The sequence below is a fragment of the Bacteroides sp. NGMCC 1.200775 genome, assembly GCF_040798045.1.
GTDB classification, from domain to species: Bacteria; Bacteroidota; Bacteroidia; order Bacteroidales; family Bacteroidaceae; genus Bacteroides; species Bacteroides hominis.
The window spans coordinates 363,588-388,538 of the sequence record NZ_JASCQK010000001.1 but is presented as its reverse complement, the minus strand read 5'-3'; the positions used below and the strand labels follow the sequence as shown (position 1 = coordinate 388,538).

General features: G+C 42.8%; 15 protein-coding genes. 11 read left to right on the top strand and 4 right to left on the bottom strand.

Annotated features, from left to right (window positions below; genetic code table 11):
* The first annotated feature begins 166 nt into the window (after positions 1-166).
* The gene (locus QK890_RS01705; RefSeq protein ID WP_175413946.1) at positions 167-1,123 is read left to right on the top strand and encodes a hypothetical protein; all 957 of its coding nucleotides are present in this window, start codon (positions 167-169) and stop codon (positions 1,121-1,123) included.
* Between the two features lie 179 nt (positions 1,124-1,302).
* Positions 1,303-3,474: a fimbrial protein gene (locus QK890_RS01700; RefSeq protein WP_032539314.1), complete on the top strand. Its 2,172-nt coding sequence runs from the start codon at positions 1,303-1,305 to the stop codon at positions 3,472-3,474.
* A gap of 3 nt (positions 3,475-3,477) precedes the next feature.
* On the opposite strand, the gene QK890_RS01695 is transcribed toward QK890_RS01700, so the two are convergent.
* From QK890_RS01695 to QK890_RS01685, 3 genes are all read right to left on the bottom strand, one after another.
* Positions 3,478-4,428, bottom strand: a complete 951-nt coding sequence (locus QK890_RS01695) for a Dyp-type peroxidase (RefSeq protein WP_367627135.1) — start codon at positions 4,426-4,428, stop codon at positions 3,478-3,480.
* Between the two features lie 214 nt (positions 4,429-4,642).
* Positions 4,643-6,727 carry a RagB/SusD family nutrient uptake outer membrane protein gene (locus QK890_RS01690; protein ID WP_032539381.1) on the bottom strand — a complete coding sequence of 695 codons (2,085 nt, stop codon included), beginning with the start codon at positions 6,725-6,727 and terminating at the stop codon, positions 4,643-4,645.
* A 16-nt stretch (positions 6,728-6,743) separates the two neighbouring features.
* Positions 6,744-10,013, bottom strand: a complete 3,270-nt coding sequence (locus tag QK890_RS01685) for a TonB-dependent receptor (RefSeq protein WP_032539312.1) — start codon at positions 10,011-10,013, stop codon at positions 6,744-6,746.
* 338 nt (positions 10,014-10,351) lie between these two features.
* Between QK890_RS01685 and QK890_RS01680 the strand changes: the two genes are divergently transcribed.
* From QK890_RS01680 to QK890_RS01645, 8 genes are all read left to right on the top strand, one after another.
* Positions 10,352-10,843 (top strand): PepSY-like domain-containing protein, encoded by a 492-nt coding sequence (locus QK890_RS01680; protein WP_220575655.1) that lies wholly within the window; start codon positions 10,352-10,354, stop codon positions 10,841-10,843.
* Between the two features lie 1,056 nt (positions 10,844-11,899).
* Entirely contained in the window at positions 11,900-12,421 is a 522-nt protein-coding gene (locus QK890_RS01675; RefSeq protein WP_233481147.1) for a hypothetical protein, read from the top strand.
* 214 nt (positions 12,422-12,635) lie between these two features.
* Positions 12,636-13,103, top strand: a complete 468-nt coding sequence (locus tag QK890_RS01670) for an HU family DNA-binding protein (RefSeq protein WP_005805993.1) — start codon at positions 12,636-12,638, stop codon at positions 13,101-13,103.
* A 209-nt stretch (positions 13,104-13,312) separates the two neighbouring features.
* The gene (locus QK890_RS01665) at positions 13,313-15,646 is read left to right on the top strand and encodes a transglycosylase domain-containing protein (RefSeq protein ID WP_032539311.1); all 2,334 of its coding nucleotides are present in this window, start codon (positions 13,313-13,315) and stop codon (positions 15,644-15,646) included.
* An 11-nt stretch (positions 15,647-15,657) separates the two neighbouring features.
* Positions 15,658-16,026: a 2-amino-4-hydroxy-6-hydroxymethyldihydropteridine diphosphokinase gene (locus tag QK890_RS01660; RefSeq protein ID WP_005805998.1), complete on the top strand. Its 369-nt coding sequence runs from the start codon at positions 15,658-15,660 to the stop codon at positions 16,024-16,026.
* Positions 16,027-16,055: 29 nt separating this feature from the next.
* The gene (gene kdsB, locus QK890_RS01655) at positions 16,056-16,814 is read left to right on the top strand and encodes a 3-deoxy-manno-octulosonate cytidylyltransferase (RefSeq protein ID WP_005777647.1); all 759 of its coding nucleotides are present in this window, start codon (positions 16,056-16,058) and stop codon (positions 16,812-16,814) included.
* A complete protein-coding gene (locus tag QK890_RS01650) occupies positions 16,811-18,097 on the top strand; it encodes a M16 family metallopeptidase (RefSeq protein ID WP_367627134.1) in 1,287 nt (428 codons plus the stop codon). Before kdsB ends, QK890_RS01650 begins: the two co-directional genes overlap by 4 nt.
* A 50-nt stretch (positions 18,098-18,147) precedes the next feature.
* Positions 18,148-19,311: a phosphatidylinositol-4-phosphate 5-kinase gene (locus QK890_RS01645; protein WP_367627133.1), complete on the top strand. Its 1,164-nt coding sequence runs from the start codon at positions 18,148-18,150 to the stop codon at positions 19,309-19,311.
* Between the two features lie 80 nt (positions 19,312-19,391).
* On the opposite strand, the gene QK890_RS01640 is transcribed toward QK890_RS01645, so the two are convergent.
* Entirely contained in the window at positions 19,392-20,330 is a 939-nt protein-coding gene (locus QK890_RS01640; protein ID WP_005777652.1) for a ribose-phosphate pyrophosphokinase, read from the bottom strand.
* A gap of 131 nt (positions 20,331-20,461) precedes the next feature.
* Here QK890_RS01640 and QK890_RS01635 point away from each other — a divergent pair, with 131 nt between their 5' ends.
* A complete protein-coding gene (locus tag QK890_RS01635; protein WP_220575593.1) occupies positions 20,462-24,937 on the top strand; it encodes a DUF5113 domain-containing protein in 4,476 nt (1,491 codons plus the stop codon).
* Positions 24,938-24,951: the final 14 nt, after the last annotated feature.

Below are 24,951 nucleotides of genomic sequence, written 5' to 3'. Positions count from 1 at the left end.
GACTTTAAAAATGTATTTATAAACAAAAAGTGTCTATTGAAGCAACCCCTGAAAAAGAAAGCTCTGATAATGCAACGCACCGTCATCAAAGGGATTGTTCGTTTCGATAGGCGCAACAAAAGTTACAGATTACTTGTTTACAGATAAAAATATAAAAACAATGATTATGCGTGATATAAATACAGATTTAATAGATGCAATGAAAATATACTTACCCAAGGGGAACAATCTTGCAAATGCGCTGATGGACATTCTTTACCTTGGCAAAGAAGCTACTTACAGGCGGTTGCGGGGTGAAGTACCGTTCACTTTTGCCGAAGTTGCCACCATATCTCAACACATGGGCATTTCTCTTGATAAAATAGTAGGGGCCGATTTGAATGACAACGCTATTGTTAATCTGAATATGTTGCAATGTCAACGCCCTGCGGAGACCTATTATTCTATTATTGATTCGTATATAAAGTTGTTCGGTCAATTGATTGAACGGGAAAGTTCGGAAAGAAGTACCTCCTCAAATACCGTTCCGCAAACCCTGTATTTAAAGTATGAAGCCTTATCCAAATTCCAGCTTTTCAAATGGATTTACCAACATGAAAGCACATATGCAGGCAGACATTATGAAGATTTGGAGATTCCGGAAAAGTTGATTGACAAGCAAAAAGAATTTGTAAATTTGTCCCAGCTATTCCAGACAACCAATTATATATGGGATAAAGAGATATTTATCAGATTGGTCAATGAGATCAAGTTTTTCTTAAATATCAATCTGATATCAGAAGACAGTGTAAAAAGAATAAAGAAGGAATTATTGGTATTACTGAATGAATTGGAGAAGATCTCAGCTCAGGGAAAATATTCATCCGGAAAAGATGTGAAAATATATATATCCGATATCAATTTTGAGTCTACATATAGTTATGTAGAAACAGATATCTACCATCAATGCCTGATAGGGGTCTTTTCCATTAATTCCATAACTTCGAAAGATGATTTGCTATTTCAGCATTTGAAGGTATGGATACAGTCATTAAAGAAGTATTCAACTTTGATTTCGCAGAGTGGTGAGATTCAGCGAATCCATTTCTTTAACCGGCAACAAGAACTGGTGACAAGTTTATGACGAAGTTTCGAAAATGGATACACGTCTTTACACACATTTCCGATTGTTGCATAATTGGACAATAAATTCATGTGAGATGTGATAATAGAAAAATCTTTGTTTACACCATTCATTAAACGCCACGGATTCCTTCCTGAAAAAGTCCATCTTTGTATCTGAGAAAACAAACCTAAACCCTAATGAAAAAATTAATGGTTATTCTGATAACCGGCCTTTTATATATGTCATGTACCGACAGTATGGAAGTGCCCGGAGATGCAGATAGAAATAATACAGAGGATGTATCGGTAAGGTTAGTGATAACCATACCGGCCTCCACTACATATGCCCGGACGCGAGGAACATTTGCGACGACCGATCATGAGTCTAAAATCAGTGAGATTCAAGTGTTAGTGTTTGAAGAAGGTAAATATAAGTACCGTGTACCCGGCATATCCATCAACAACACTTCATCCGCTGCTTCTTTTAAAGCTTTATTAAAATCAAGCAGTTCGCCTTTAAAATTACTCATATTAGCCAATGCTACCGATGCGGTAATAGCCAATGAGCCTTCGGTGGATGATAGCGAAGATTTGGTGAAAAAAAACATCAATCTCCGGTTCAACAATATCACTTCCGATTTTCCAATGTATGGGGAGTATGAATTGCCCGGAGGATTAGAAGCAACGGTTATAAATAATATTACCGGAATAAAGATGTTACGTTCCATTGCCCGGGTAGACGTGAAAGCTACGGAAGTGGCAAACTTTAAGTTGTCAGGGGTAAAAGCATATCGTGCCAATGACCACTTGCAGATAATACCCGATGAAACCGGAGTCGTCAGGGTTACGCTTCCGAGCGTACCTGCCGGAAGTACCGGAAATGTAAACAGTGTCCTGTATCCTGTATCTGCTGAGAACCTGAATGAATTTTCAGCCCAACTCTACTTGCCTGAGGCCGATTCACCAGCCCCGGATAATTGGGTTAGTCAGGCAACCTGTATTGTTGTGGAGGGTTATTATGAAGGAAGTGATCAACCGGGTTACTACCGTATGGATTTTGATCCCGATAATGTTGAAAATGCTTTCGGGCAAGTACTTCGTAATCATAAGTATATTTTCAATATAAAGAAGGTCTCAGGTCCGGGGTGGGGTAGTCCGGACGAAGCGGCTAATAATCGTTCCGCCCATATCGTAGCCGAAGTACAGGCATGGGATGATTATACCATTGACATGAGTTTCGATGGAGAACATCATTTTGGGGTGTCTTTGCGAGAGATCATCCTCAAGAACAAAGCCGGTTCGGCAGGAATCATCAGTGTGAATACCGATCTTCCGGATTATACTTTACAATGGGCCGACGCGGCAGGAACTCCCCAAGGAACCGCCGACCAGTCATTAGCAAATGAATTCTTTAAAGTAGAAAAAACACAGAATGGGAGTCAACTGGTGATTACAGCTCTGCAGAACAATTCGGCAAGCAATATCCGCCGTATTCAAAACTTTATGATTACAGCCCATCGCTGGCGTATTTTAGTGAATATACAGCAGAGATATGATGTCGCTGCCTACAAAACAATTGATCTTTTAACATTCAATGCCGGTTTGGGATATTTAGGAACGAATATAATTGGCTCTGGCAATGCAGAGGCGCGCGCAACTGGTCTTCGCGGAATACTCAATAATCAAAATAATTTCGGTCCGGCCGGAACAGTTGAATGCGGAGGATATAATCTGATTGGCGTGAGTGCGAGCAATAATAATCTGACAGATGCTCTTTTCACGGCTTTTGATGTTGTTTATGTCCATTATATGAGCAATTCTTTATTCGGGATCTCGGATGCCCAGAAAGCGCACAATTGGGTGAAGGCTAAAAAGAACCGTGTATTGATTGTTTCTTATGATGCCAGTGATGTCAGCCAGAATTTATTAAAAGAGATATTGGGTGGAAATAGTGGCATTTCTTTTTTAACGAGTAATACCGGTCCCTATCCTTTGGCAACTCTTGAGGATGGTAATAGCTACTTTACTACTAACGGGCCTTTTACCATTGCTCCATATACTCCTGTCAATACTGACTTCTCTTTACGCAATTATGATCCTTATCATGGCGAGATACAACTCAATACAGATGCATCCAAAGGTATTACTCCTATATTGATGGGGCCTGCAGGAGGTATTGTTTTGGGCGTTGACTATTCAAGGAGAATCGTTTATTGGGGAGATACGGATATTGGCAGTTCGGCATCCAGTTCAACGTCTACTACCGATAACCGTATAAACAATAATTCCGGGACCATTAATAATAATGCCTCCAAACTGATAGCCAATGTTTTTGCCTGGATAGCGGAGACTGTACTGTATGGAGAGTGATTACTATTCTCCGAGTGTAGCAAGCAAATCGTACGAAGGTAGAAAAAACAATGTGCCTGTTACCGGAGTACTGAAGTCCAACAAACGATCGGTGTTCCCCACAGGGTCACCAATAAACATGTTCTCCAACATTGTGCGGGTAGTACTGAAGGTGCTGGCATAGCCAATAAAGTATGTTCCATATTCTCCTTTAGAAGTGTTGGCAAACGGCATATTGGCACGTACGATTTTCAAATCGTCACCGATATTGGTTACGGCATTGTGGGCATTTTGCGGCTTCTCTTTGTCCGACAATTCCACATCATTATATTTGCGGCGGCCAATCACCTTTTCTTGTGCTTCGACCGGAAGCGAGTTCCATGCTACCATGTCATGGATATATTTCTGCACAAAAACGTAACTGCCTCCTGCGAATTGCGGGTCTTCGTCACCGACAACCGCAAAATGATAAGGGTTTTCATCTACGGCCGGATTCTCCGTACCGTCTACGAAACCGATGATCGCTTTTCCGTCCATATATCTGAACCCGTGTGTTTCATCGATGGATTCTGCCACACCTTTGAGTTTTTCGTCAATTATAGAGGCAAATTCAAAACAGAGACCCATCTGTTTAGCCCGGATGTGCAGTAACAGGTCGCCCGGGGTAGATACAGCTATATATTTATCTCCTTTTATCTCTTCAAAGGTACTTAACTCTTTAGGTTTGTCCAACTCCGGAAAAAGTCTGCTCCAGGCATCGGCACCAAACCCCATCGTGCAGCTAAATTGCATATCAGGAAAACGGTTACGCATACTGCGTTTCAGGGCGGAGAAGTTAGCACATACATCTTTTACTTGCTTGATTGCATCGTCCGATTGCTTCAGTCCATAAACAATAAAAATAGCGTTTTCGCCTTGTTTCTCAGTTACATCTTGTGGTATATTTCCACCGAATAATTCTTCATGTACATTCATACTTTCCTATATTTTAAAGTTGTTGTTTATTGTAGTCGGTCTGATCTGATCAAATCAGATTTTATTCTTTTCTATATATCATATAACTTAAAAGACTTGGCTTAGGTTCATTCGGAGGTTTGATTTTGTTCACCACAGGATACATCGGCAAACATACCTTGTATAAACTCTGTGGTGAACTTTGTTATATTATGGTTTTACGTATTCGGCGACATTACTCAAGCGCTTTTCCTGTACCGACAGGCCAATATGGATTCTGATACATCATGGATGTATTGATGTCTTCCGGATTGGTGGCCGATAATTGCAAATCCTGTAGTCCGAGTGGCTCCAGATAATAAGCTTTTTTCCAGGTATATCCGTCATAAAGTTGATTATTCGTTTGTGTCCTTCGCAGTGGTCGTACGTATTTCCCATCCGATTTCGGCGACATGTTGGCAGATGTGCTGCCATCGGCTACTACAGCAGACTTTTCATTACCGTCTTTATCCGTGGTTGTGTAGAGTTTATAGGCTTCATCCCAGAAGTTGATGCCTTCTACAATGTATGGTTGTGTAAATAACCGGTCCCAAGAGCGCCATCTCTTCAGGTCATCCCAGCGCATGCCCTCGGCGATAAATTCGCAGCGGCGCTCACGGCGAATGTTGTAAAGCGTCGCATCTACCATTCGGTCTCCCGAGTAAACTCCGAGGTCGTCTTCGCGGCTCAGATCCGTACTATTGATCGTCTTCTGATAGTCTTCATCGACACCGGCACGTCTGCGAATGGCTTTCCAGTAGTCCTGTGCCTTACTGTCTAACGAACCATTCTTCTCATAACAAGCCTCGATGTAGTTAAGATATGCTTCGGAAGCACGAAAAATAGGACAGGCATTGGTCCCCAGCAATTCGTCCGATCTGCTTTGTTCGTCATCATACGGATAGAACTTACGGGAACGATAACCGGTGATATCACGTGTCTGTTCCTGATCACTGATTACTGTAGATTTTACCCAAGGTACAGGTATCGGATTCGTCACCATGTTTCCCGCCTGGTCCTTATTGTAATTCTTCACTGTATCTGCTCTTTCATCTGTCATCCACGCATCTTTTTCTCCCCACACAAACAGTTGCAAGCGCTCGTCACGGTCTTTCTTTTCATCAGAAACCGTTCTGTCATCAATAGCATTGTTGCTTGCATAGATAGGCATACCGTCTTTCATCAGAAATGTTTTGATCAGTGAACGTGTCAGTCCGGTACGGTCTCCGTTTTTAAGGCGTGCACCTACACAATGTGATACGGTAAGTGACAGGTTATATTGTTTCCACAGCAGTACTTCTTCCACATTCGAAAGATCCGGCTGGCTGAACATTTCGAAATAAGGATTCCACCCATAAAGTGTATTGTATGGAGGATTCATTACATGCGAGTTTTCTGCCAGTTGAACATGATCGGCAACAGCTGCCGCTGCTTGCATTGCTTCCGTCAGGAAGAAGTTTATTTCTCCTGCTATATCGAATGTTTTTCCACTGTTATAGCTCATTACGGCTCCGGGCCATGTTGGATCACCCGGTACGCGCCCCGTTCCCTGATGATATTTCTCGAAGGTTGCTTCGAACAGTGCAACTCTTGATTTCAGCACCAATGCAGCCTGTTTGTTAATACGCTGGTTATTCTGGAAACCACGTTCTTTCAGGCGACTGATAGCTTCGTCAAGATCTTTTAGAATGAAGCGTGCCACTTCATTGCGTGGTGCGCGCTGACTTTTCTTGATCAGTGTTTCGGAGTCGTCCGGCAATACTTCGGTAATGATGGGATAATCGCCAAAACGTACCAATGCGTTATAATACGCCAGGGCACGGAAGAAATAAGCCTCTCCGATATACTGCTTCAACAATTCTGCATCTCCGGGAATCGTACCCTCTTTCTCTTTCGGCAGTACTTGTTCAAAGAGATAATTCCACACACGAATACGGTTCAGAGGTTCCTGAATGTTTTTCCCTTCGGGCACCTGTTTGTTTCCCGCAAAATAATCAAGGTTTCCATCATCACTCAATAAATTGTCGGTGTTAGCATCATTTCTTACCACCCCGGAGTTCCATGCCCTTTGGTGATACATCTTGGTTGTATTTGAATTTTCAAGGTAGTCGTCATAGTAATTGATAACATAGCTTCCCACTTGATCTACTGTGTTGAAGTAATCTTCCGGAGTGATATCACTGATTGGCGAACGGTCCAGGAAGTCGTTGCATGAAGTCAGTGCCAGTCCGCCCATTCCGATTAACGAGCAGAAACAGATATGTTTCAGTTTTAGTTTCATCATTTGTCTGGTAAAATTAGAAGTTAACATTTAAGCCAATAGAAATCGTTCTCTGCAAAGGATAGAGCTTACCGTCTCCCCAGTCGCTACCCAATAATTCCGGATCAAATACTCCGCTGATTCCCGAGAAGGTCAACAGATTGTCTCCGGACACATAAACACGTACCGATTCCATTGCTGCTTTCCGGGTCCATGTTTTGGGCAGAGTGTAGCCAATCTGGGCATTCTTCAGACGGCAATATGCGGCATTCTGTAGATATCCGCTTTGTACTTTCTGGTTTTTATCCGTATTAAAATAGGGTTTTGGGTAGTAAGCATTAGTGTTTGCACCGAGAGGATCACCTTCCGGACGCCAATAGTCCATGTGCTCTTTGAATGCAGTTGATTGCCATAATCCGCCATTTGCTCCCCAGAAGTACGGACCGTCCAACCAGTAATCTCTTTTCATCACTCCCTGCAGGAATACTGAGAAATCGAATCCTTTCCATGCTCCGGTCAGTGTCAGACCGAAATTATACCTGGGTGTGCTGTTACCGATAATTGTTAAGTCACCATGATCTTCCAGAGTGTTCGATCCGTTGTTAACCCCTTCTTTTCCATCCAGGTTTGCATACATAATGTCACCGGCTCCCCAGTTTGTTCCCCAGTTGGGTGTGCCTCCGTTGGCCAGGTGCGCATTCATTTCCTCTTGGGTTTGTGCGATACCAACAGTTTTGTATCCCCAGATGTCACCCAATATCTGTCCATTATAGTATACGTCCGAAGAGAGTGAATTCGTCGGGTTTGGATATTTCAGTATCTTACGTTTTCCATCAGATAAAACGAATCGCGCACTATAATCAAACTCGCTGATGCGGTCTCTCCATGAGAGCTCCAGCTCCCAACCGTATGACTTCATGTCGCAGTTGTTCACTTGAGGGGGTAGAGCTCCCAGTACGGGGGGTAATATAGGAGCAGGACCTATCATATCGTATGTGTAACGGTTATAATAACCGACCGATCCTGTCAGGCGATTATTGAGCAAACCAAAATCCAGACCGAGATCCCATGATTCAATGGTTTCCCATGTCATCAGTGAATTAACGATGCCCGGCAGTTGAGCTGTATTTTGTTTCTTGCCGTCGATCAGCCATCCGGAATTGGCAGATCCCGTAATCATATTTTGATAAAAGGGATACCAGGCATTGGCCTTATCCGTGTTGTTGTTGCCAAGCTGCCCCCAAGAGCCCCTCAGCTTTAAGGTGCCGATAATACCGGCCAAAGGACGGAAGAAATCTTCACGTGCGATATTCCATCCGGCTGAAAAAGAAGGGAACAATCCCCAACGCTTATTGCCTACAAACCGTGAAGAACCGTCATAACGCAGATTGGCTTCTAACATATACCGCTCTTTGTAGTTATAGTTCACACGTCCGAAGAAACCGGCAATTGCTCTTTCGCGTGCCCATGCATTTGCCTTCTGATTGTCCTGAGTCAATCCTAAAGAAGGAACATTCGAACTGATCAGGTCAGTTCCGAATCCGGTCATTCCGCTTGGCCGGAAAAGTTCGGCGTTGAAACCACCCATCACTTTAAAATAATGATCACCGATTGTTTTTGCATAGTCGCTGTAAATGTTGCCGGAGAAGTAATCTTCATCTTCACGTTCGTCCTGAACCTCTGAATATCCGGCCGCTCCACCGTTCCACGACAATAAGTAAGGTTTGTTGTTCACGTCATATCCATAGATCGGTAATACTGCCCAATGTTGCTTTCGTGTATAGGTACGCATACTTCCCTCTACTACAATTCGCCAGTCTTTGACGGGCTCGAAGATAGCTTGCAGCTGATTGGTATACCAGTTTTTCTGGCTCGTTTGCACACCTCCCTCTTCCAACTGAATGATTTCCATATTGGGCATGTAATGACCGTTCGGATCCATGGGAGCACAGGTCGGCCAGCGGCGGGCAATGTTATGAAAGAATGCGCCTGTCATGTAAGTTGGGCGGTCATAGTCTTCACGGGTCCATTTGCTCGTGTAGTTTAACGTGATCCACTCCGCAGGTTTTGCCGAGATTTTAGCATTCATCGTATAACGGTTGAAGTTATCTTCGCCGTGCTTGATAAGGCCATTCTGATTCAGGAAACTGCCGCTGATCATATAAGTCAGCTTCTCTGTTCCTCCACTGATACTGAGGTTGTGTTCCGTAGAGGGTGTCCAGCTTTTGTAAAACTCTTTAAACCAGTCTGTATTGGCAAAAGATCCTGCATAGCTTTTCCATTTGCCGTCCGGTCCGGCTTCCAGCCCGTAATACTCGGGAGTGGAAGGATCGGTAAACTTTCCGTTTTGGAAGTCCAGAATATTTTGCAATGCTTTTTCGTCAAAGGTAGGAGATTCCCCACCATTGGTCGAAGCCCGGTTAAAATACTGCGCAAAGGTGTAAGAATCCACCATGTCAGGCAACTGAATGGCATCCGAGAAACGTACATTACCCGAATAGTTTACACGTGTTTTGCCACTTTTACCACTCTTCGTAGTGATCAGGATGACCCCGAATGCCGCACGCGCACCATAGATCGATGAAGAAGCTGCATCCTTCAGTACAGATACCGATTCAATATCATTCGGGTTGACTGTATTCATGTCTCCTTCGATTCCATCGATCAGTACCAACGGACTACTGCTCGAACCATCGCTTATCGTACCTGCTCCTCGGATGTTTACGTTTAGTTCGCCATCCAGTGTACCACCGCTACTGCCCACGGACATGTTCAGTCCCGGAATAACTCCTTGCAGTGCCTGTGACACATTCTGTACGGGGCGCGACTCCAGGACGTCCGCATTGACCATACTTACAGATCCGGTAACGTTTACTTTCTTTTGTGAACCATAGCCCACAACTACTACTTCATCCAGTTGCTTTGAATCTTCCTGCATGGTGATATGGAGTTCCTTTCCGGTCACTTCCGTTGTGACAGTTTTGTAACCGATAAATGAAAACTCGAGGATAGCTCCTTTGGGAGTGTCAATAGAGAACTTTCCGTCCAAGTCGGTGATGGTTCCCGTATTGGTGCCCTGCACTTTTACGGAAACTCCGATAAGTGGTTCACCCGTGTTGTCGATGATTACACCGGTGGCTTTCACGGTTTGTTGTTGTATACTGGCAGTCGCTTGTGTTTTGTAAGTATCGGTCGTCGCTTGTGCCGACTGTGCGCACCACAGCAACAAAGTAGCAACTACTGTTTTCAGGCAGTGTTTTTCCCATACTCTTGTAAACCTTAAGGATAGGTTACTTTTTTTCGTCATAAATTAATAGGTTTGAGTTAAACATGTTTTTCAGTTTTTTACTTCTTTTGTAACTCCGTCCTCATTTCGGAATCGAAGTCTTGTTAGTTTTTGTTTTCTTCTACTTTTTCATAATTTTTCTTTTAAGTGATACAATTATTCCGGTTTCTCTGAAAAGAAACTAATTGATGAAGTAGACAAAGATTATGCCAGATGTGAAAAGATGGTATAAGGCACTAATGAAGTATAATACGGGGATGTAAATGTGGAATTCACCACAATTTTGTGGAATAAATCCACAAACAAAATCCGCTTGACGTTGTTGTTGTATCAAACTTAAATTAATAGAAACCCAAATGATAAAGAAGCTTAGCCCCCTTTTGTTGATGGCAATGTTGTTATTCATTTCCAGCACTGTTTTTTCAGCCGGTTTTCCTCCTCCCGATAAAGTGCAGGAAGCCTTTCAGAAAATGTATCCTAAAGTGACCACGGTCGATTGGGAACGAAAAGGAGATTATCACATTGCCGATATCAGGGTGAAAGGGCGGGAGCTAAACGTCTGGTTCAGTGATAAAGGTAAATGGTTGATGACAGAGACCGATGTCGAATCTTTGGAGGCTGTTCCTCCTGTTGTGGCAAAGGCCTTTATGCAAAGTACGATGGCGTCCATGCAATTGGAAGATGTAAGAATCATCACTTTTCCCAAGCAGCCGGCGGTCATCATAATCGAAGTGGAGGAATATGACACTGATTCGGAATTTCAGTTGTTTTATTCTCCGGACGGTAAACTCTTACAGACTCTTAATGTAAGCGAAACAGGAGGGGAGATTTATCCCGGACTGTTTAAATAGAGTTTGCTACATAATACCAGCTACTCTTTTCACCACAGCTAAACAAATTACGCAGATATTCAAATCACATCTATTGATTTCTTTTTTCTCTGTGTAATTTGTGAATCTGTGGTGACTAATCTATGAAGATCATTCCTTTTCTCCATGCGATTGTTCATTGAGATTTCTTTTTTATTGTGCCATGGTTTCAGAATCATCCTCAGATTTTGTATCGTTATCTTCTTATGCTCGTACAATTCATTCCCGGACGCAATTATTCTTCAGCTTTTCTCCAAAATTGCATTTGAGAAAGGTGTAGCCCAACTGTTGTTTGGGTGTAGCCATCCGATCGTTATGGCTACACCTTTCACCTTGGATAGCTACACCCTTTTCAGGTAATCAGTCTTACCTCCTTCCGATAATTCTCTTTGTAGGAACTATATCTTTTTGATTTTTAGAATATTATTTTGTTGTCTAACTTACATTTTACAAAATTGTCTGCATCTATGAAAGGGTATCTTGGTAAGATGATTACTATTACGAATCATAATAATATGATGATTGGAGTAACAACTGTCATGAAATACTATTTTATAGGATAGAAGAAAAAAAGAACAGATTCCTCTGTGAGTAATTAGACAAAACCGTATTTTTAGAGACATGATTATGTGCGGTCGGATGATATGTATATAAATTTCTGATAATTAATTTATTAGATATTAGAATTATGATGAAGTCCATAAGCTGATGTTGTAAATCTCGGAAGGAATGACTCTATGTGTGAAAATATCATTTGTTCTACATGTGATAGTATGCCAAAAGAGTCGTATCGAACAAATTGCGTAGTTAGATAGCCAGTGGACATTATCAATTTAAAGAATAAAATGAAAGATATTATTGATCTATTACAAAAGAAACGAATAAAAACTGTTGATGCCTTAAAGCAAGGCGAACAACATCAGTTCTCTTGCCTTCAACAAATAGTAAATAACATATCAGGTTTCAATTCCCAATTTTGGAGAATTGGAGACCTAGGATTATATGAAACCAAACATCCAATCAACATAGATTCTTTGAATGGAGATTTTTGTTGCGTGGTTTGACGTCGGGAATGAAAATTTTCCCACTGAAAAACAACTTGCCACATGGGAAGACTTTTGTAAAATCAGCCCAACGAACATGAAAGAAATGATTATCGAGGGACTTACGAAGTTATCAAGGCAAATGGATTTATTATTTGCTGATATCAAGCCTCAATATGGCCCAGTTTACAATCCAAAGGCGGTATCAAGAAACGCAAAGAAAGCCATTGAAGTGATGAGCAAAAACAACAGGTCTATCGGTCGGCAAGCTAAATCGATTTTCCAATGCACTTCTGTTGTGATTCCAAAGCAAGACAAGTCCCCAGTTCGGTTTATAATTCTAAACTTTCAGATCGGGCGGCATCCATATGAATTTGAAGCTGTCTTATGTGATAGTGTAGTATTTATCATTGGAGAAAACTCAGGTTTATGGACTCGACTTGATTGGGATTATGAATTTAATGTATCAGATTTTAATATTGCAACAGCTTTGCATCCATATTGGCGACAGAAATAATATGAGATTAAAGGCAGAGTAAAGAAAATAAAGCTATTCTGTAATGTAGTCGTGAGATCAGTTGATAATAAGCGAGTTATATCATAATCCTGAAAAACACTCCGTGAGGGGCTGTTTTGCTTGGTACTCTTCAGGGAAAACCGGATATTTGCACTGTTGATCAACGAAACGAGACTATAAAAATGAAATTTAAATCTTTAAAAAGAAACGTAGTATGAGTGTAATTTTTAAAACAGTGCAACGCCCGTCAGATCCGCGCGTTGAGAATTCTCCGAAGAGGTATTATCCGCAACTCATTACATTGGGTCGGTCGGTAAACCTGAAGTTTATAGCACAGAAAATCCAAGACCGTTCATCACTTTCGGTAGGTGATATTAAGAGTACGATTCAGAATTTTGTAGAAAAGTTGAAAGAGCAGCTGCTGGAAGGAAAAGCGGTAAACATTGAAGGATTGGGGGTGTTTATGCTCGCAGCCAAGTCGAAAGGTGCCGAAAAGAAAGAAGACATCACGGCCAAAAGTGTAGAGGCTGTACGTATCTATTTTCAGGCTAACAAAGAGTTGAAAATTACCAAAACGGCTACCCGTGCGGGTGAAAAACTGGACCTGATCAGTCTGGACGATTACCTGAAAGGGACAACTGATGGAGGAGACGGAGGTATCGTAGATGATCCGACGGCATAAAACGGCTGACGGAGAGGTAATGATCCTGTAACAGACGAATAGAAAACAGGATGTGTGTATGGCTTCCGGCCGATTCCCGAAAAAACGGGACGGCCGGGAGCCTTTTTTTACTTCGCTTAGGCTTTTTTGTGTGCAAACATGGAAGGGAACGCTTGTCAGATGGAAGGGAATGATTATCTTTGCAACTTCGAATAAAACTACGGAATAAAATGGTTAAGAAGATAGTAAAAGGCCTTTGGATTTTCTTTGCACTGATGGTGCTGGCAGGAATTGCAGTATTTGCTTCTATCGCTTATGGATGGATTGGATATATGCCTCCTGTGGAAGAATTGGAAAATCCAAATTACAAGTTTGCCACCGAAATTCTTTCGGAGGACGGTAAGGTTTTAGGAACATGGTCGCTTAGTAAGGAGAATCGTGTATATACCTCATATAATGAACTTTCACCTAACATCATCAATGCACTGATAGCAACGGAAGATGTACGCTTTGCCGAACATTCGGGCATTGATGCCAAGGCACTGATACGCGCTGTAGTGAAACGTGGATTATTGATGCAGAAAAACGCAGGTGGAGGTAGTACGCTCTCGCAGCAACTTGCCAAGCAGCTGTTCACAGATGAAGTTGCCAAAAACACTCTGCAACGTCTGTTTCAGAAACCGATAGAGTGGGTGATAGCCGTGAAATTGGAGCGATATTACACCAAAGAGGAAATTCTGAGTATGTATCTCAATAAGTTTGACTTTCTGAACAATGCAGTAGGAATCAAAACAGCTTCCTATACCTATTTCGGATGTGAACCGAAAGACTTGAAAGTTGAACAGGCGGCTACGCTGATCGGTATGTGTAAGAATCCTTCACTCTACAATCCGGTACGCTTTAATGAGCGCTCGCGTGGACGAAGGAATACTGTACTCGACCAGATGAGAAAAGCCGGATATATCACGGAGGAGGAGTGTGACTCGTTGCAGAACCTGCCGCTGGAGCTGGTATACCACCGGGTGGACCATAAAGAAGGATTAGCTACTTATTTTCGCGAATATCTGCGTGGTGTGATGACTGCTTCTAAACCCGTTCGCAGTAACTATCGTGGCTGGCAGATGCAAAAGTTCTATGAAGACTCGATCGACTGGGAAATGAATCCGTTGTATGGCTGGTGTGAGAAAAATAAGAAAAAGGACGGTTCGAACTATAACATCTATACGGACGGGCTGAAAATTTATACAACCATCAATTCGCACATGCAGCGTTATGCCGAAGAGGCAGTGGAAGAGCATATCGGAGACTATCTGCAACCTCTGTTCTTCAAAGAGAAGAAAGGACGCAAAAAAGCTCCGTACAGCAATCAATTGACTCAAGAAGAGATTGACCGCATTCTGGACAGGGCAGTGAAGCAGACCAGCCGTTATCAGAGCATGAAAGCAGCCGGGGCCTCGGAAACAGAGATCAAGAAGGCATTCGACAAGCCGGAGCCGATGTCAGTCTTCACATGGCACGGTGAAAAAGATACCATTATGACTCCAATGGATTCCATCCGTTATTATAAACACTTCCTGCGTGCCGGATTTATGTCGATGGATCCGATAAACGGACAGGTAAAGGCATATGTGGGTGGGCCGAACTATACTTATTTCCAATATGACATGGCGATGGTGGGGCGCCGACAGGTGGGATCTACTATTAAACCCTATCTATATGCGTTGGCAATGGAAAACGGATTCTCTCCCTGCGATGAAACACGCAACGTGGAAATCACCCTTATTGATGAAAATGGAAAGCCCTGGTCACCGAAGAATACTTCGAAAGGACATTATGGTGAAATGGTAACTTTAAAATGGGGACTTGCCAACTCAAATAACTGGATATCGGCTTATTTGATGAGTAAACTGAACCCGTATGCGTTGGCACGTCTGATCCACACTTTCGGGGTACGCAATAAAGAAATTCAACCTACAGTATCTCTCTGTCTTGGTCCGTGCGAAATTTCGGTAGGAGAGATGGTCAGTGCTTATACAGCCTTTGCGAATAAGGGAATTCGGGTAGCACCTTTGTTTGTGACCAAAATAGAAGACAGTGAAGGCAATGTGTTGTCCACCTTCTCGCCACAGATGGAAGAGGTGATCAGTGCATCGAGTGCCTATAAGATGCTGGTAATGCTGCGTGCCGTAATCAATGAAGGTACAGGAGGACGTGTCCGCAGGTACGGAATAACAGCCGATATGGGTGGTAAGACCGGAACGACTCAGCGCAACTCGGACGGATGGTTTATGGGATTCACTCCTTCACTGGTATCCGGTTGCTGGGTAGGCGGTGAAGAACGGGATATCCATTTTGACTATATGAAAGACGGGCAGGGTGCTGCGCTGGCATTGCCCATCTGGACAAAATACATGCATAAGGTGTATGCAGACCAGACATTGGGATATGATCCGAAAGAGACTTTTAAACTCCCTGACGGATTTGACCCGTGCAAAGACTTCAGTATTTCGGGGGACAGCATCATAGATGAACCGGCATCGGGACTGGACGATTTATTCAATTAACGTAGTCAGTGATGCACTCCTGTCTGATTTGTATCGGAAGTAATTATAACCGGAAGGAGAATCTCCTTCTTGCCCGCAGGAGGCTGACGGCTCTGTTTCCCTCCATCCGCTTTACGGGTGAGCAGGAAACAAGGCCGTTATTCTTTCGTAATCCGGCATTATTCTCTAACCAAGTGGCTCGCTTCTATACTGATGCGGACGCCGAACGGGTGGTGAAAGAGTTGAAAACAATCGAAAAGGAGGCTGGAAGAGAGAAGGAAGACAAAAAGAGGGAAAAGGTTTGTCTGGATATCGACTTACTCGTTTTTGATAACCGGGTATTGAAACCGGAAGACTTGAAAAGAGACTATATTCTCAAAGGACTTGAAGAACTGAAGTAGCCTATGGCTCGCAACTAAATATAAGAAATATGAAATTTTTAGGAATAATTCCCGCACGTTATGCTTCTACCCGCTTCCCGGCAAAACCATTGGCTATGCTGGGAGGAAAAACGGTGATACAACGTGTATATGAACAAGTGGCCGGTGTACTTGATGATGCCTATGTAGCCACGGATGACGAACGGATCGAAGCTGCTGTAAAAGCATTTGGCGGCAAGGTAATAATGACTTCTGTTAACCATAAAAGTGGAACAGACCGCTGTTATGAAGCTTGTACAAAGATAGGCGGGGACTTTGATGTAGTGGTTAACATACAGGGAGATGAACCTTTTATTCAGCCTTCGCAGCTGAAAGCTGTAAAAGCCTGCTTTGAAGATGTGTCTACACAGATTGCTACTTTAGTGAAACCCTTTCCGGCAGATGACGAGCTTGCCGTGCTGGAAAATGTGAATTCTCCGAAGGTAGTACTGAATAAGAACATGAATGCATTGTATTTCAGCCGGTCTGTGATCCCGTACCAACGTAACGCGGATAAAAAAGATTGGTTGAAAAATCACACTTATTATAAACATATCGGACTATATGCATACAGAACAGAAGTACTGAAAGAGATAACTTCACTCCCACAGTCTTCGTTGGAGCTGGCTGAATCATTGGAACAACTTCGCTGGCTGGAAAACGGGTATACCATTAAAGTCGGAATCAGTGAAGTAGAGACAATCGGGATCGATACACCTCAGGACCTGGAAGAGGCAGAGAAGTTTTTACAGAAAAATAATTTATTATGAACCGGACACTTCAACCCGAAATTCAGGAATTAGTTCAGTTCAACATCCTTCCTCCGGAACGTACGGTAATGCCGAACGGAGTACCGTTGACGGTTATCAATGCCGGCGAACAGGATGTGGTACGCGTTGACATTTTGTTTGGTGGCGGACGTTGGCAACAGTCGAAAAAACTACAGGCATTGTTTGCGAACCGTATGTTGCGTGAAGGATCCCGGAAATATACCGCAGCAGAGATTGCTGAAAGGCTGGATTATTACGGGGCATGGCTCGAACTATCCAGTTCGGTGGAATATGCATATGTCACACTGTACTCACTGAATAAGTATTTTGCCGAAACGCTCGATGTGCTTGAATCGATTATCAAAGAGCCGCTTTTTCCGGAAAAAGAGCTGAATACGGTAATAGATGCCAATATTCAGCAGTATTTGGTTAATACGTCAAAAGTGGATTTTCTGGCACACAGGAGTCTACTGAGGGCACTTTATGGTGAAGAACATCCATGCGGACGCTATGTGGAGGAGACAGACTATCATAACATAACTCCAGACTTATTGCGTGAGTTTTATAATACGTATTATCATTCGGGAAATTGCTATATTTACCTTTCCGGTAAAGTAACGGACGAAATTACCCGCCGTATAGAAGCTGCATTCGGTACGGTTCCGTTTGGCAATCATCAGCAAAGGCTGGTTAAGAAAGAATATCCGTTTGTTGCGGTCCCGGAGAAGCGTATTTTCACGGAAAGAGAAGATGCAATGCAGAGTGCGGTGAAATTGGGAACTACAACTATCTTGCGAACACATCCCGATTATCTGAAACTACGAGTGTTGATCACTCTGTTCGGGGGGTATTTCGGCAGTAGATTGATGTCGAATATTCGTGAAGATAAAGGATATACCTATGGAATTTCTGCCGGGATCATGTTCTATCCGGGTAGTGGCCTGCTTGGCATCAGCACGGAGACAGCGAATGAATATGTAGAACCGTTGATACAGGAAGTTTACAAGGAGATCGATAAATTGCAGAATGACCGGGTGGCACCGGAGGAGCTGGCCATGGTACGTAACTATATGCTTGGAGAGATGTGCCGGAATTATGAATCACCTTTCTCACTGGCTGACGCTTGGATGTTTATCCTTACTTCCGGTTTGGATGATGCTTATTTTGCCCGCTCGCTACAAGCTGTGAAGGAGGTTACGCCGGAAGAAATACGGGAGTTAGCAGGTCGTTATTTGTGCAAAGAGAATTTAAAAGAGGTCATTGCAGGTAAAAAGTTAGCATAAAAATGCGTCAAAAGAAAGCAGCTTTAGTGTATAAATTGTATATTTGCCAAATGAAAACAACAAGATACATCTATACAGCACTCATTTTAGCGGCTCTTTCGCAAGGGAGTGCTGTCGCACAAAATAAAGGTGGATTCTTCAGCAAAGTGCGGGACACCTTCTCTACTGAAATTAAAATAGGAAACTACACGTTTAAGGATGGCTCCGTATATACCGGAGAAATGAAGGGACGTAAGCCAAACGGTAAAGGTAAGACTATTTTTAAGAATGGCGACGTTTACGAAGGGGAGTACGTAAAAGGTAAGCGTGAGGGATTCGGAGTTTATACTTTCCCAGACGGTGAACGGTATGAAGGACAGTGGTACCAGGACCAGCAACATAGCAACGGGATCTACTATTTTATGAACAATAACCGTTATGACGGTATGTGGTTTCAGGATTATCAGCACGGGCCGGGAACGATGTATTACCATAATGGAGACGTATATGTGGGTGACTGGGTGAACGACAAACGTGAAGGTAAAGGAACATACACTTGGAGAGACGGTTCCAAATACGTGGGCGACTGGAAAAATGATAAAAAAGACGGTAAAGGCGTATTGGAATGGAATGACGGTTGTAGATATGACGGTGACTGGAAAAATGATGTCCGTGAAGGTAAAGGAACCTTTGAATATACAAACGGTGAAAAATATGTGGGTGACTGGAAGGACGACTTGCAACATGGAAAAGGTATCTTCTTTCTGGGAGGCGACCGCTATGAAGGTTCATATCTGCAGGGCGAACGTACCGGTTCCGGTATATATTATCATGCTAATGGTGACAAATATGTAGGTAACTTCAAAGATGGCATGCAGGATGGTGAAGGTACGTTTACCTGGGCTAACGGTGCCGTATATGAAGGTGAATGGAAAGATAACAAGCGTAACGGACATGGAACCTATAAATGGAGCAACGGGGATGTGTACGAGGGAGAATGGAAGAATAACCAGCCTAATGGTAAAGGTACTCTTACTTTGACAAACGGTACCAAATATAAAGGTGGATTTGTGAACGGATTGCAGGAAGGCAATGGAGTGGAAGAAGATAAAAACGGGAATCGTTATGAAGGCTTCTTCAAGCAAGGTAAGAAAAATGGACCGTTTGTAGAAACAGATAGTACCGGAAAAGTAATCCGTAAAGGAACTTACAAATTCGGACGACTGGAACAATAGACAGAGCAGAGATAAGCATAAATAAAAAAACGTAGAACTGAAAGTTCTACGTTTTTTTATTGTCCTTTATCCTATCTTTCTTAGATAATGTATTGTGAACTGATGGATTCGTTGTTCATTACACGTTTAATTGTTTCGGCAAACATATCGGCAATGCTCAGCTGTTTTACTTTGACACATTTTTTAGAATAAGGAATGCTGTCGGTGAAGACCATTTCAGTCAGTCCTGACTCCTGAACACGGAATGATGCGGGATCGGACATTACACAGTGACTGGCAATGGCGCGTACTGAGTTGGCTCCGGCTTCAAGCATGATGTTGGCGGCTTTTGTAATAGTACCGGCTGTATCAACAATATCGTCAATCAATACTACGTTTTTACCTTTTACATCGCCGATGATTTGCATAGAGGCTACTTCATTTGCTTTCTCACGTGACTTATTGCAGAGAACCAGGGGTACACCCAAATACTTGGAGAATGTACTTGCTCTTTTTGAACCACCGACGTCGGGAGTTGCAATTACGAGTTCTTCCAGCTTCAATGACTGAATATAGGGGAGGAACACGGCCGAAGCATACAAGTGATCCACCGGAATATTGAAGAAGCCCTGAATCTGGTCTGCGTGCAAATCCATTGTGATCAGACGATCGATGCCTGCAACTGAAAGCAGGTCTGCTACCAGCTTTGCGCCGATAGAAACACGTGGTTTATCTTTTCTGTCCTGACGTGCCCATCCGAAATAGGGGACAACTGCAACGACGCTCTTTGCAGACGCTCTCTTGGCTGCATCGATCATCAGAAGAAGTTCCATCAAATTGTCAGAATTAGGGAAAGTGGACTGAACCAGGAATACGTGTGCGCCACGAATTGACTCTTCATAAGAAACTGCAAATTCACCATCAGCAAAGTGGGTGATATTCATGTTTCCCAAAGGACAATTGAGGCTTGCGCAGATTTTTTCTGCCAGGTATCTCGAATTAGTTCCCGAGAATACCATAAAGGGTGCTTTTTCGCTCATTGTGTGTAATAGTTGTTACCTATTGGTTATAATTTGCGCGCAAAGGTATGAATTATCTGGGCATTTTAAAAGACTTATTGTAGAAAAAATTGTAGTTTTGCTACCTGAACACTAATTGTATCCGAAAAGAAATGAATCCGCGTTTGCCTATAGTGCTTTTTTGTGTGTTGTTGCTAACGACATTCTTCTCTTGTGTCGATACAGCTCCAACCAAGGAGGTACAGCATATCGATTCGCTAAACCAACTGGCATATACTTATCGATATAGAAATCTGGATTCTTCTTGCCGGGCTGCGTCGCAGGCCTATAAAGAGGTTAGCATGTACCAGCAGGGAAAAGCGGAAGCCTCCAATAATCTTGCTTTCTGCGCTTTCATGCGGATGGATTTTGATAATGCGGAACGTTTGTATAAAGAGGTCTACAATCTGACGAAAAATGAACTGGAGCTTTTGATTGCTGATATCGGACTGATGAAAATTTATCAGCGGACAGCTATGAATAAAGAGTTCTATGATTACAGGAATAGTGCAATCCGGAGAATGAAGCGGATTGATGAAGAAAGTAACCTGTTTATAGATCGTCACGAAAGTGCCCGGTTGAATTATGCTTTTACAGAGTTTTTTATCGTTTCAGCGGTTTATTACTACTATCTGCAACAACGTGCCGAGGCGATGGCTTCGCTGAACGAAATACGGCAAAACGAGGAGTTGGCAGCCGATACAAACCAAATTCTCTATTTTCATTATATCAAAGGTTCAGCCGGTTTATGTGAGGGGAAAACACCGGAAGACCGGAAGCTTGAAGAGTTTGATGAACTGTATACCACTTGGAAAATGGCATCGGAGCAAGGATATTTATACTTCGAAGGAAATGGCTTGCAGGGGCTTGCCAATCTGATGGCATCTCCGGGTAGTTATGAATTATTCCTGAACAGGCGTTCGCATGCTCTGACAAGATTCGGTATGCCTGTAGATTCATTGTTGCCGTTGAGATTAGGACAAATGGCACTGGAACGTTTTCGCAAATATAACGACCTTTATCAAATAGCGGGTGCCTATGTATCAATCGGCAAATATCTGAATGCTCATGGGCGCTATGCAGAAGCGCTGGACACGTTGGCAAAAGCGTTGGATTGCGTGAACCAGCACCATATAACATATTACCATTCTGTAGCAGATACACTTGATAAACTGGAGGTGTTTGTCCCAAACAAAGATGTGGCATATACTGAAGTAACCTGGCTTGGGAAAGAAAAGGTGAAAACTGTGCCGGAATGGATCTCCAGAATACGTGAACAGTTGAGTGTGTCATTTGCGTGTCTGGGTATGAAACCGGCTTCGGATTATAATAGAAATGTCTATCTGGATATCTTGCGATATACCCGTCAAGACAAGGAACTGGAGAGTCGTTACCTGTCTCTGGAACAAGAATCCAGACAGTTGAATGTGGTATTATTTTTCGTAGTTATAGGGCTCGTACTGGTTGCTGTCATGTTTTGGCTGTTCAACAAAAGATCGAAAGTACGAAACCGCATCCATATTGCCCGTTTGAAACAAACATTGGATGTCTGTCAGAAAATCACCGCTTCTATCCCGGCTGATGTGGCGGATGAAAGTGAGATTGTACGTGCCATCGCTGGATCGATATTGCCGGATATGGAACAATTGTTTAGTGCGACAGGAATCAGAATCGGGGTGAGGGATGAAGAAGCTGGAGAAATTAAGTTTGACGAAGAATGTGAAAGTGAACAGGAAACTGAAGTAAAGCCGGGTAGCGAGATTGGTATAAGAGCCGACTTTAATTTATATGTACCCGATAAAACAGATCCTATCGGTATTTTGATTCTCTTTACCCGCCATCGGCTGAATAAAGACGAACAGGCGTTGGTGAAAGTAATAACTCCTTATATTGCTTGGGCATTAGACAATGGAATGACATTTATTTCATTGGGTGATGAACGAAATAAGCTGGAAAAACAAAGGTATGTTTATGAACAGCACATCGCCGGAAACAAACGTCAGAACCTGATAAAAAAATCCTGCCTGGCTATCGTAGACGGAATCAATCCGTATATAGATCGGATTATTAACGAAGTCCACAAGCTGACGGAAAAAGGCTTTATTAATGACGACCGGATAAAAAAAGAGAAGTACCAGTACATTGACGAACTGGTCACTACTATCAATGAATACAATGATATATTGGCGTTGTGGATTAAAATGAGACAAGGTTCACTTAGCCTGAATATTGAAAATTTTGAGCTGAACGAACTGTTTGAGTTAATAGGCAAAGGGCGTAAAGCTTTTGAAATGAAGAAGCAGAGGCTTGAAATAGAACCGACAGGGGCATTGGTAAAGGCGGATAAAGCTCTGACCTTGTTTATGATTAACACACTGGCCGAGAATGCCCGCAAATATACCCCGGAGGGAGGTACCGTAAAGATATATGCTGGGACGACCGATGAATATGTGGAGATTTCTGTGGAGGATAACGGACGGGGACTTTCGTCTGAAGATATAACGAAAATTATCGGTGAGAAAGTCTATGATTCTCAATCGATAGGGATGAAAGAAAGTACGGATCAAGAAGAACTGAAACGCAGTAAAGGCAGTGGGTTCGGACTGATGAACTGTAAGGGAATTATTGAGAAATACAAAAAGACCAACGACTTGTTCAGGGTGTGTACATTTAACGTAGAGAGCACACCGGGTAAAGGAAGTCGCTTCTATTTCCGGTTGCCTCCCGGGATACGTAAGATCTTCGGGATCTGGCTATACCTGATCATATCTTGCAGTTTCTTCTCTTGTCAGGATGAACCGATGCCGGAGAAACTGAAAGATGTCCCTGTCGACTCCGTAACCTTGGTAGCTGAAGAGGAATACGAACGTTTATTAGACGAAGCTTCCCGCTTTGCTGATACAGTGTACTATTGTAATGTGATAGAAAATTTTGAACTCGCTTTGCAGTATGCCGATTCGGCACTAAACCGACTGAATGCACATTATAAAAAGTATGCTCGCCATCCTCAACGATATATGAAACTGGTGGGGAGTGGAGTACCGGCCGAACTGGAATGGTGGGTGGAACCGTTCAATACCGATTTCCATGTGATATTGGATGTGCGAAACGAAGCGTCAGTCGCTTTCTTAGGTCTCAAAAAACTGGATGCATATAATTACAATAATGTCGCTTATACGGCATTATATAAACTGACTGGAGAAGATCAGTCTCTGGAAGGTTATTGCCGTCAACTGGAACGGTCGACTACTAATAAGACAGTAGGGATTATTTTGTGTATTCTTTTGTTAGTGGTTTCTCTTTGCGGCTATTATCTTTTGTACATGCGCAAACGGCTCCTGAACCGCCTGAATCTGGAGCAAGTCCTGGAGATTAACAAAAAAGTATTTGCCTCTTCACTGACACGTACGCAAGAATCGGCAGAAGCTTTGCAACGCGAAGAAGATACGCTGAAAGAGATACCACAGAGAATTGTAAATGAAGCTTTTGACTCGGTAAACGAACTTTTGACCATAGAGAGGTTAGGCATTGCTGTATATAACGAAATGGGACATCGGCTTGAGTTTGCTTCCAGTCCTCGCATGAATGTGACTCCGGAAATTGTACAACAATGTTTTGACTGTCAGTCTTATCTTTCGGACAAAGACATGCAAGCATTGCCTTTGCTGGTCGATGCGGGAGGTGAACATCAGTGTGTGGGTGTATTATATTTGGAAAGGCAGGAAGAAAGCATGCAAGAGGCAGACCGCCTGCTGTTTCAATTGATCTCCAGATATGTAGGCATTGTGGTTTTTAATGCAGTTGTCAGGCTTGCTACGAAATACCGCGATATTGAAGCAGCACATGAAGAAACAAGAAGAGCTTCATGGGAAGACAGTATGCTGCATGTACAGAACATGGTACTGGATAATTGCCTTTCGACCATTAAACATGAAACGATTTATTATCCGAATAAAATCAAACAGATCATCGGCAGGTTGAATGTGCAGTCCCTCTCAGAAGAGGAAGAGAAGGAGAGTGTAGAGACCATTAGTGAGCTGATAGAATATTATAAAGGTATTTTTACGATATTGAGTTCGTGTGTTTCACGTCAGTTGGAAGAGGTTACATTTCGGAGAACAACAATTCCGGTTGCCGATATAATGGCATATGCCGGTAAGTATTTCAAGAAAGCTGGTAAAGGGGGTGCTAATAAGATAACGATGGCTATAGAGCCTCTTGAAGCTAAAGTAATAGGAGATATCAATCAATTGCGTTTTCTTATGGAAAACCTGATTGATGAAGCCCTCTCTTTCCATCAGGATGGAGAGTTGATATTAAAAGCTGTCGCAGACGGAGAATACATTCGTTTCCTGTTTACAGACAGAAGACGTGAAAAACACGTAGAAGAACTGAACCTGTTGTTTTATCCGAATCTGGCACGTATGACTTCGGGGGAAAAAGGTGAGTTGCGCGGAACTGAATACTTGATATGCAAACAAATTATCCGTGATCATGATGAATTTGCCGGAAGACGCGGTTGTCGCATCAATGCCGAACCAGCACAGGGGGGAGGATTTACAGTCTATTTTACTGTACCTAAAAGATAAGAAAACTAATATAC

Excerpts from the sequence above, each read along its gene's own strand:
- QK890_RS01670 (WP_005805993.1), top strand. The coding sequence starts at position 12,636 with ATGAGTGTAATTTTTAAAACAGTGCAACGCCCGTCAGATCCGCGCGTT.
- QK890_RS01685 (WP_032539312.1), bottom strand. The coding sequence starts at position 10,013 with ATGACGAAAAAAAGTAACCTATCCTTAAGGTTTACAAGAGTATGGGAA.
- QK890_RS01665 (WP_032539311.1), top strand. The coding sequence starts at position 13,313 with ATGGTTAAGAAGATAGTAAAAGGCCTTTGGATTTTCTTTGCACTGATG.
- QK890_RS01690 (WP_032539381.1), bottom strand. The coding sequence starts at position 6,727 with ATGAAACTAAAACTGAAACATATCTGTTTCTGCTCGTTAATCGGAATG.
- QK890_RS01700 (WP_032539314.1), top strand. The coding sequence starts at position 1,303 with ATGAAAAAATTAATGGTTATTCTGATAACCGGCCTTTTATATATGTCA.
- QK890_RS01635 (WP_220575593.1), top strand. The coding sequence starts at position 20,462 with ATGAATCCGCGTTTGCCTATAGTGCTTTTTTGTGTGTTGTTGCTAACG.
- QK890_RS01645 (WP_367627133.1), top strand. The coding sequence starts at position 18,148 with ATGAAAACAACAAGATACATCTATACAGCACTCATTTTAGCGGCTCTT.
- QK890_RS01675 (WP_233481147.1), top strand. The coding sequence starts at position 11,900 with ATGGAGATTTTTGTTGCGTGGTTTGACGTCGGGAATGAAAATTTTCCC.
- QK890_RS01640 (WP_005777652.1), bottom strand. The coding sequence starts at position 20,330 with ATGAGCGAAAAAGCACCCTTTATGGTATTCTCGGGAACTAATTCGAGA.
- kdsB (WP_005777647.1), top strand. The coding sequence starts at position 16,056 with ATGAAATTTTTAGGAATAATTCCCGCACGTTATGCTTCTACCCGCTTC.
- QK890_RS01705 (WP_175413946.1), top strand. The coding sequence starts at position 167 with ATGCGTGATATAAATACAGATTTAATAGATGCAATGAAAATATACTTA.
- QK890_RS01650 (WP_367627134.1), top strand. The coding sequence starts at position 16,811 with ATGAACCGGACACTTCAACCCGAAATTCAGGAATTAGTTCAGTTCAAC.
- QK890_RS01695 (WP_367627135.1), bottom strand. The coding sequence starts at position 4,428 with ATGAATGTACATGAAGAATTATTCGGTGGAAATATACCACAAGATGTA.
- QK890_RS01660 (WP_005805998.1), top strand. The coding sequence starts at position 15,658 with ATGCACTCCTGTCTGATTTGTATCGGAAGTAATTATAACCGGAAGGAG.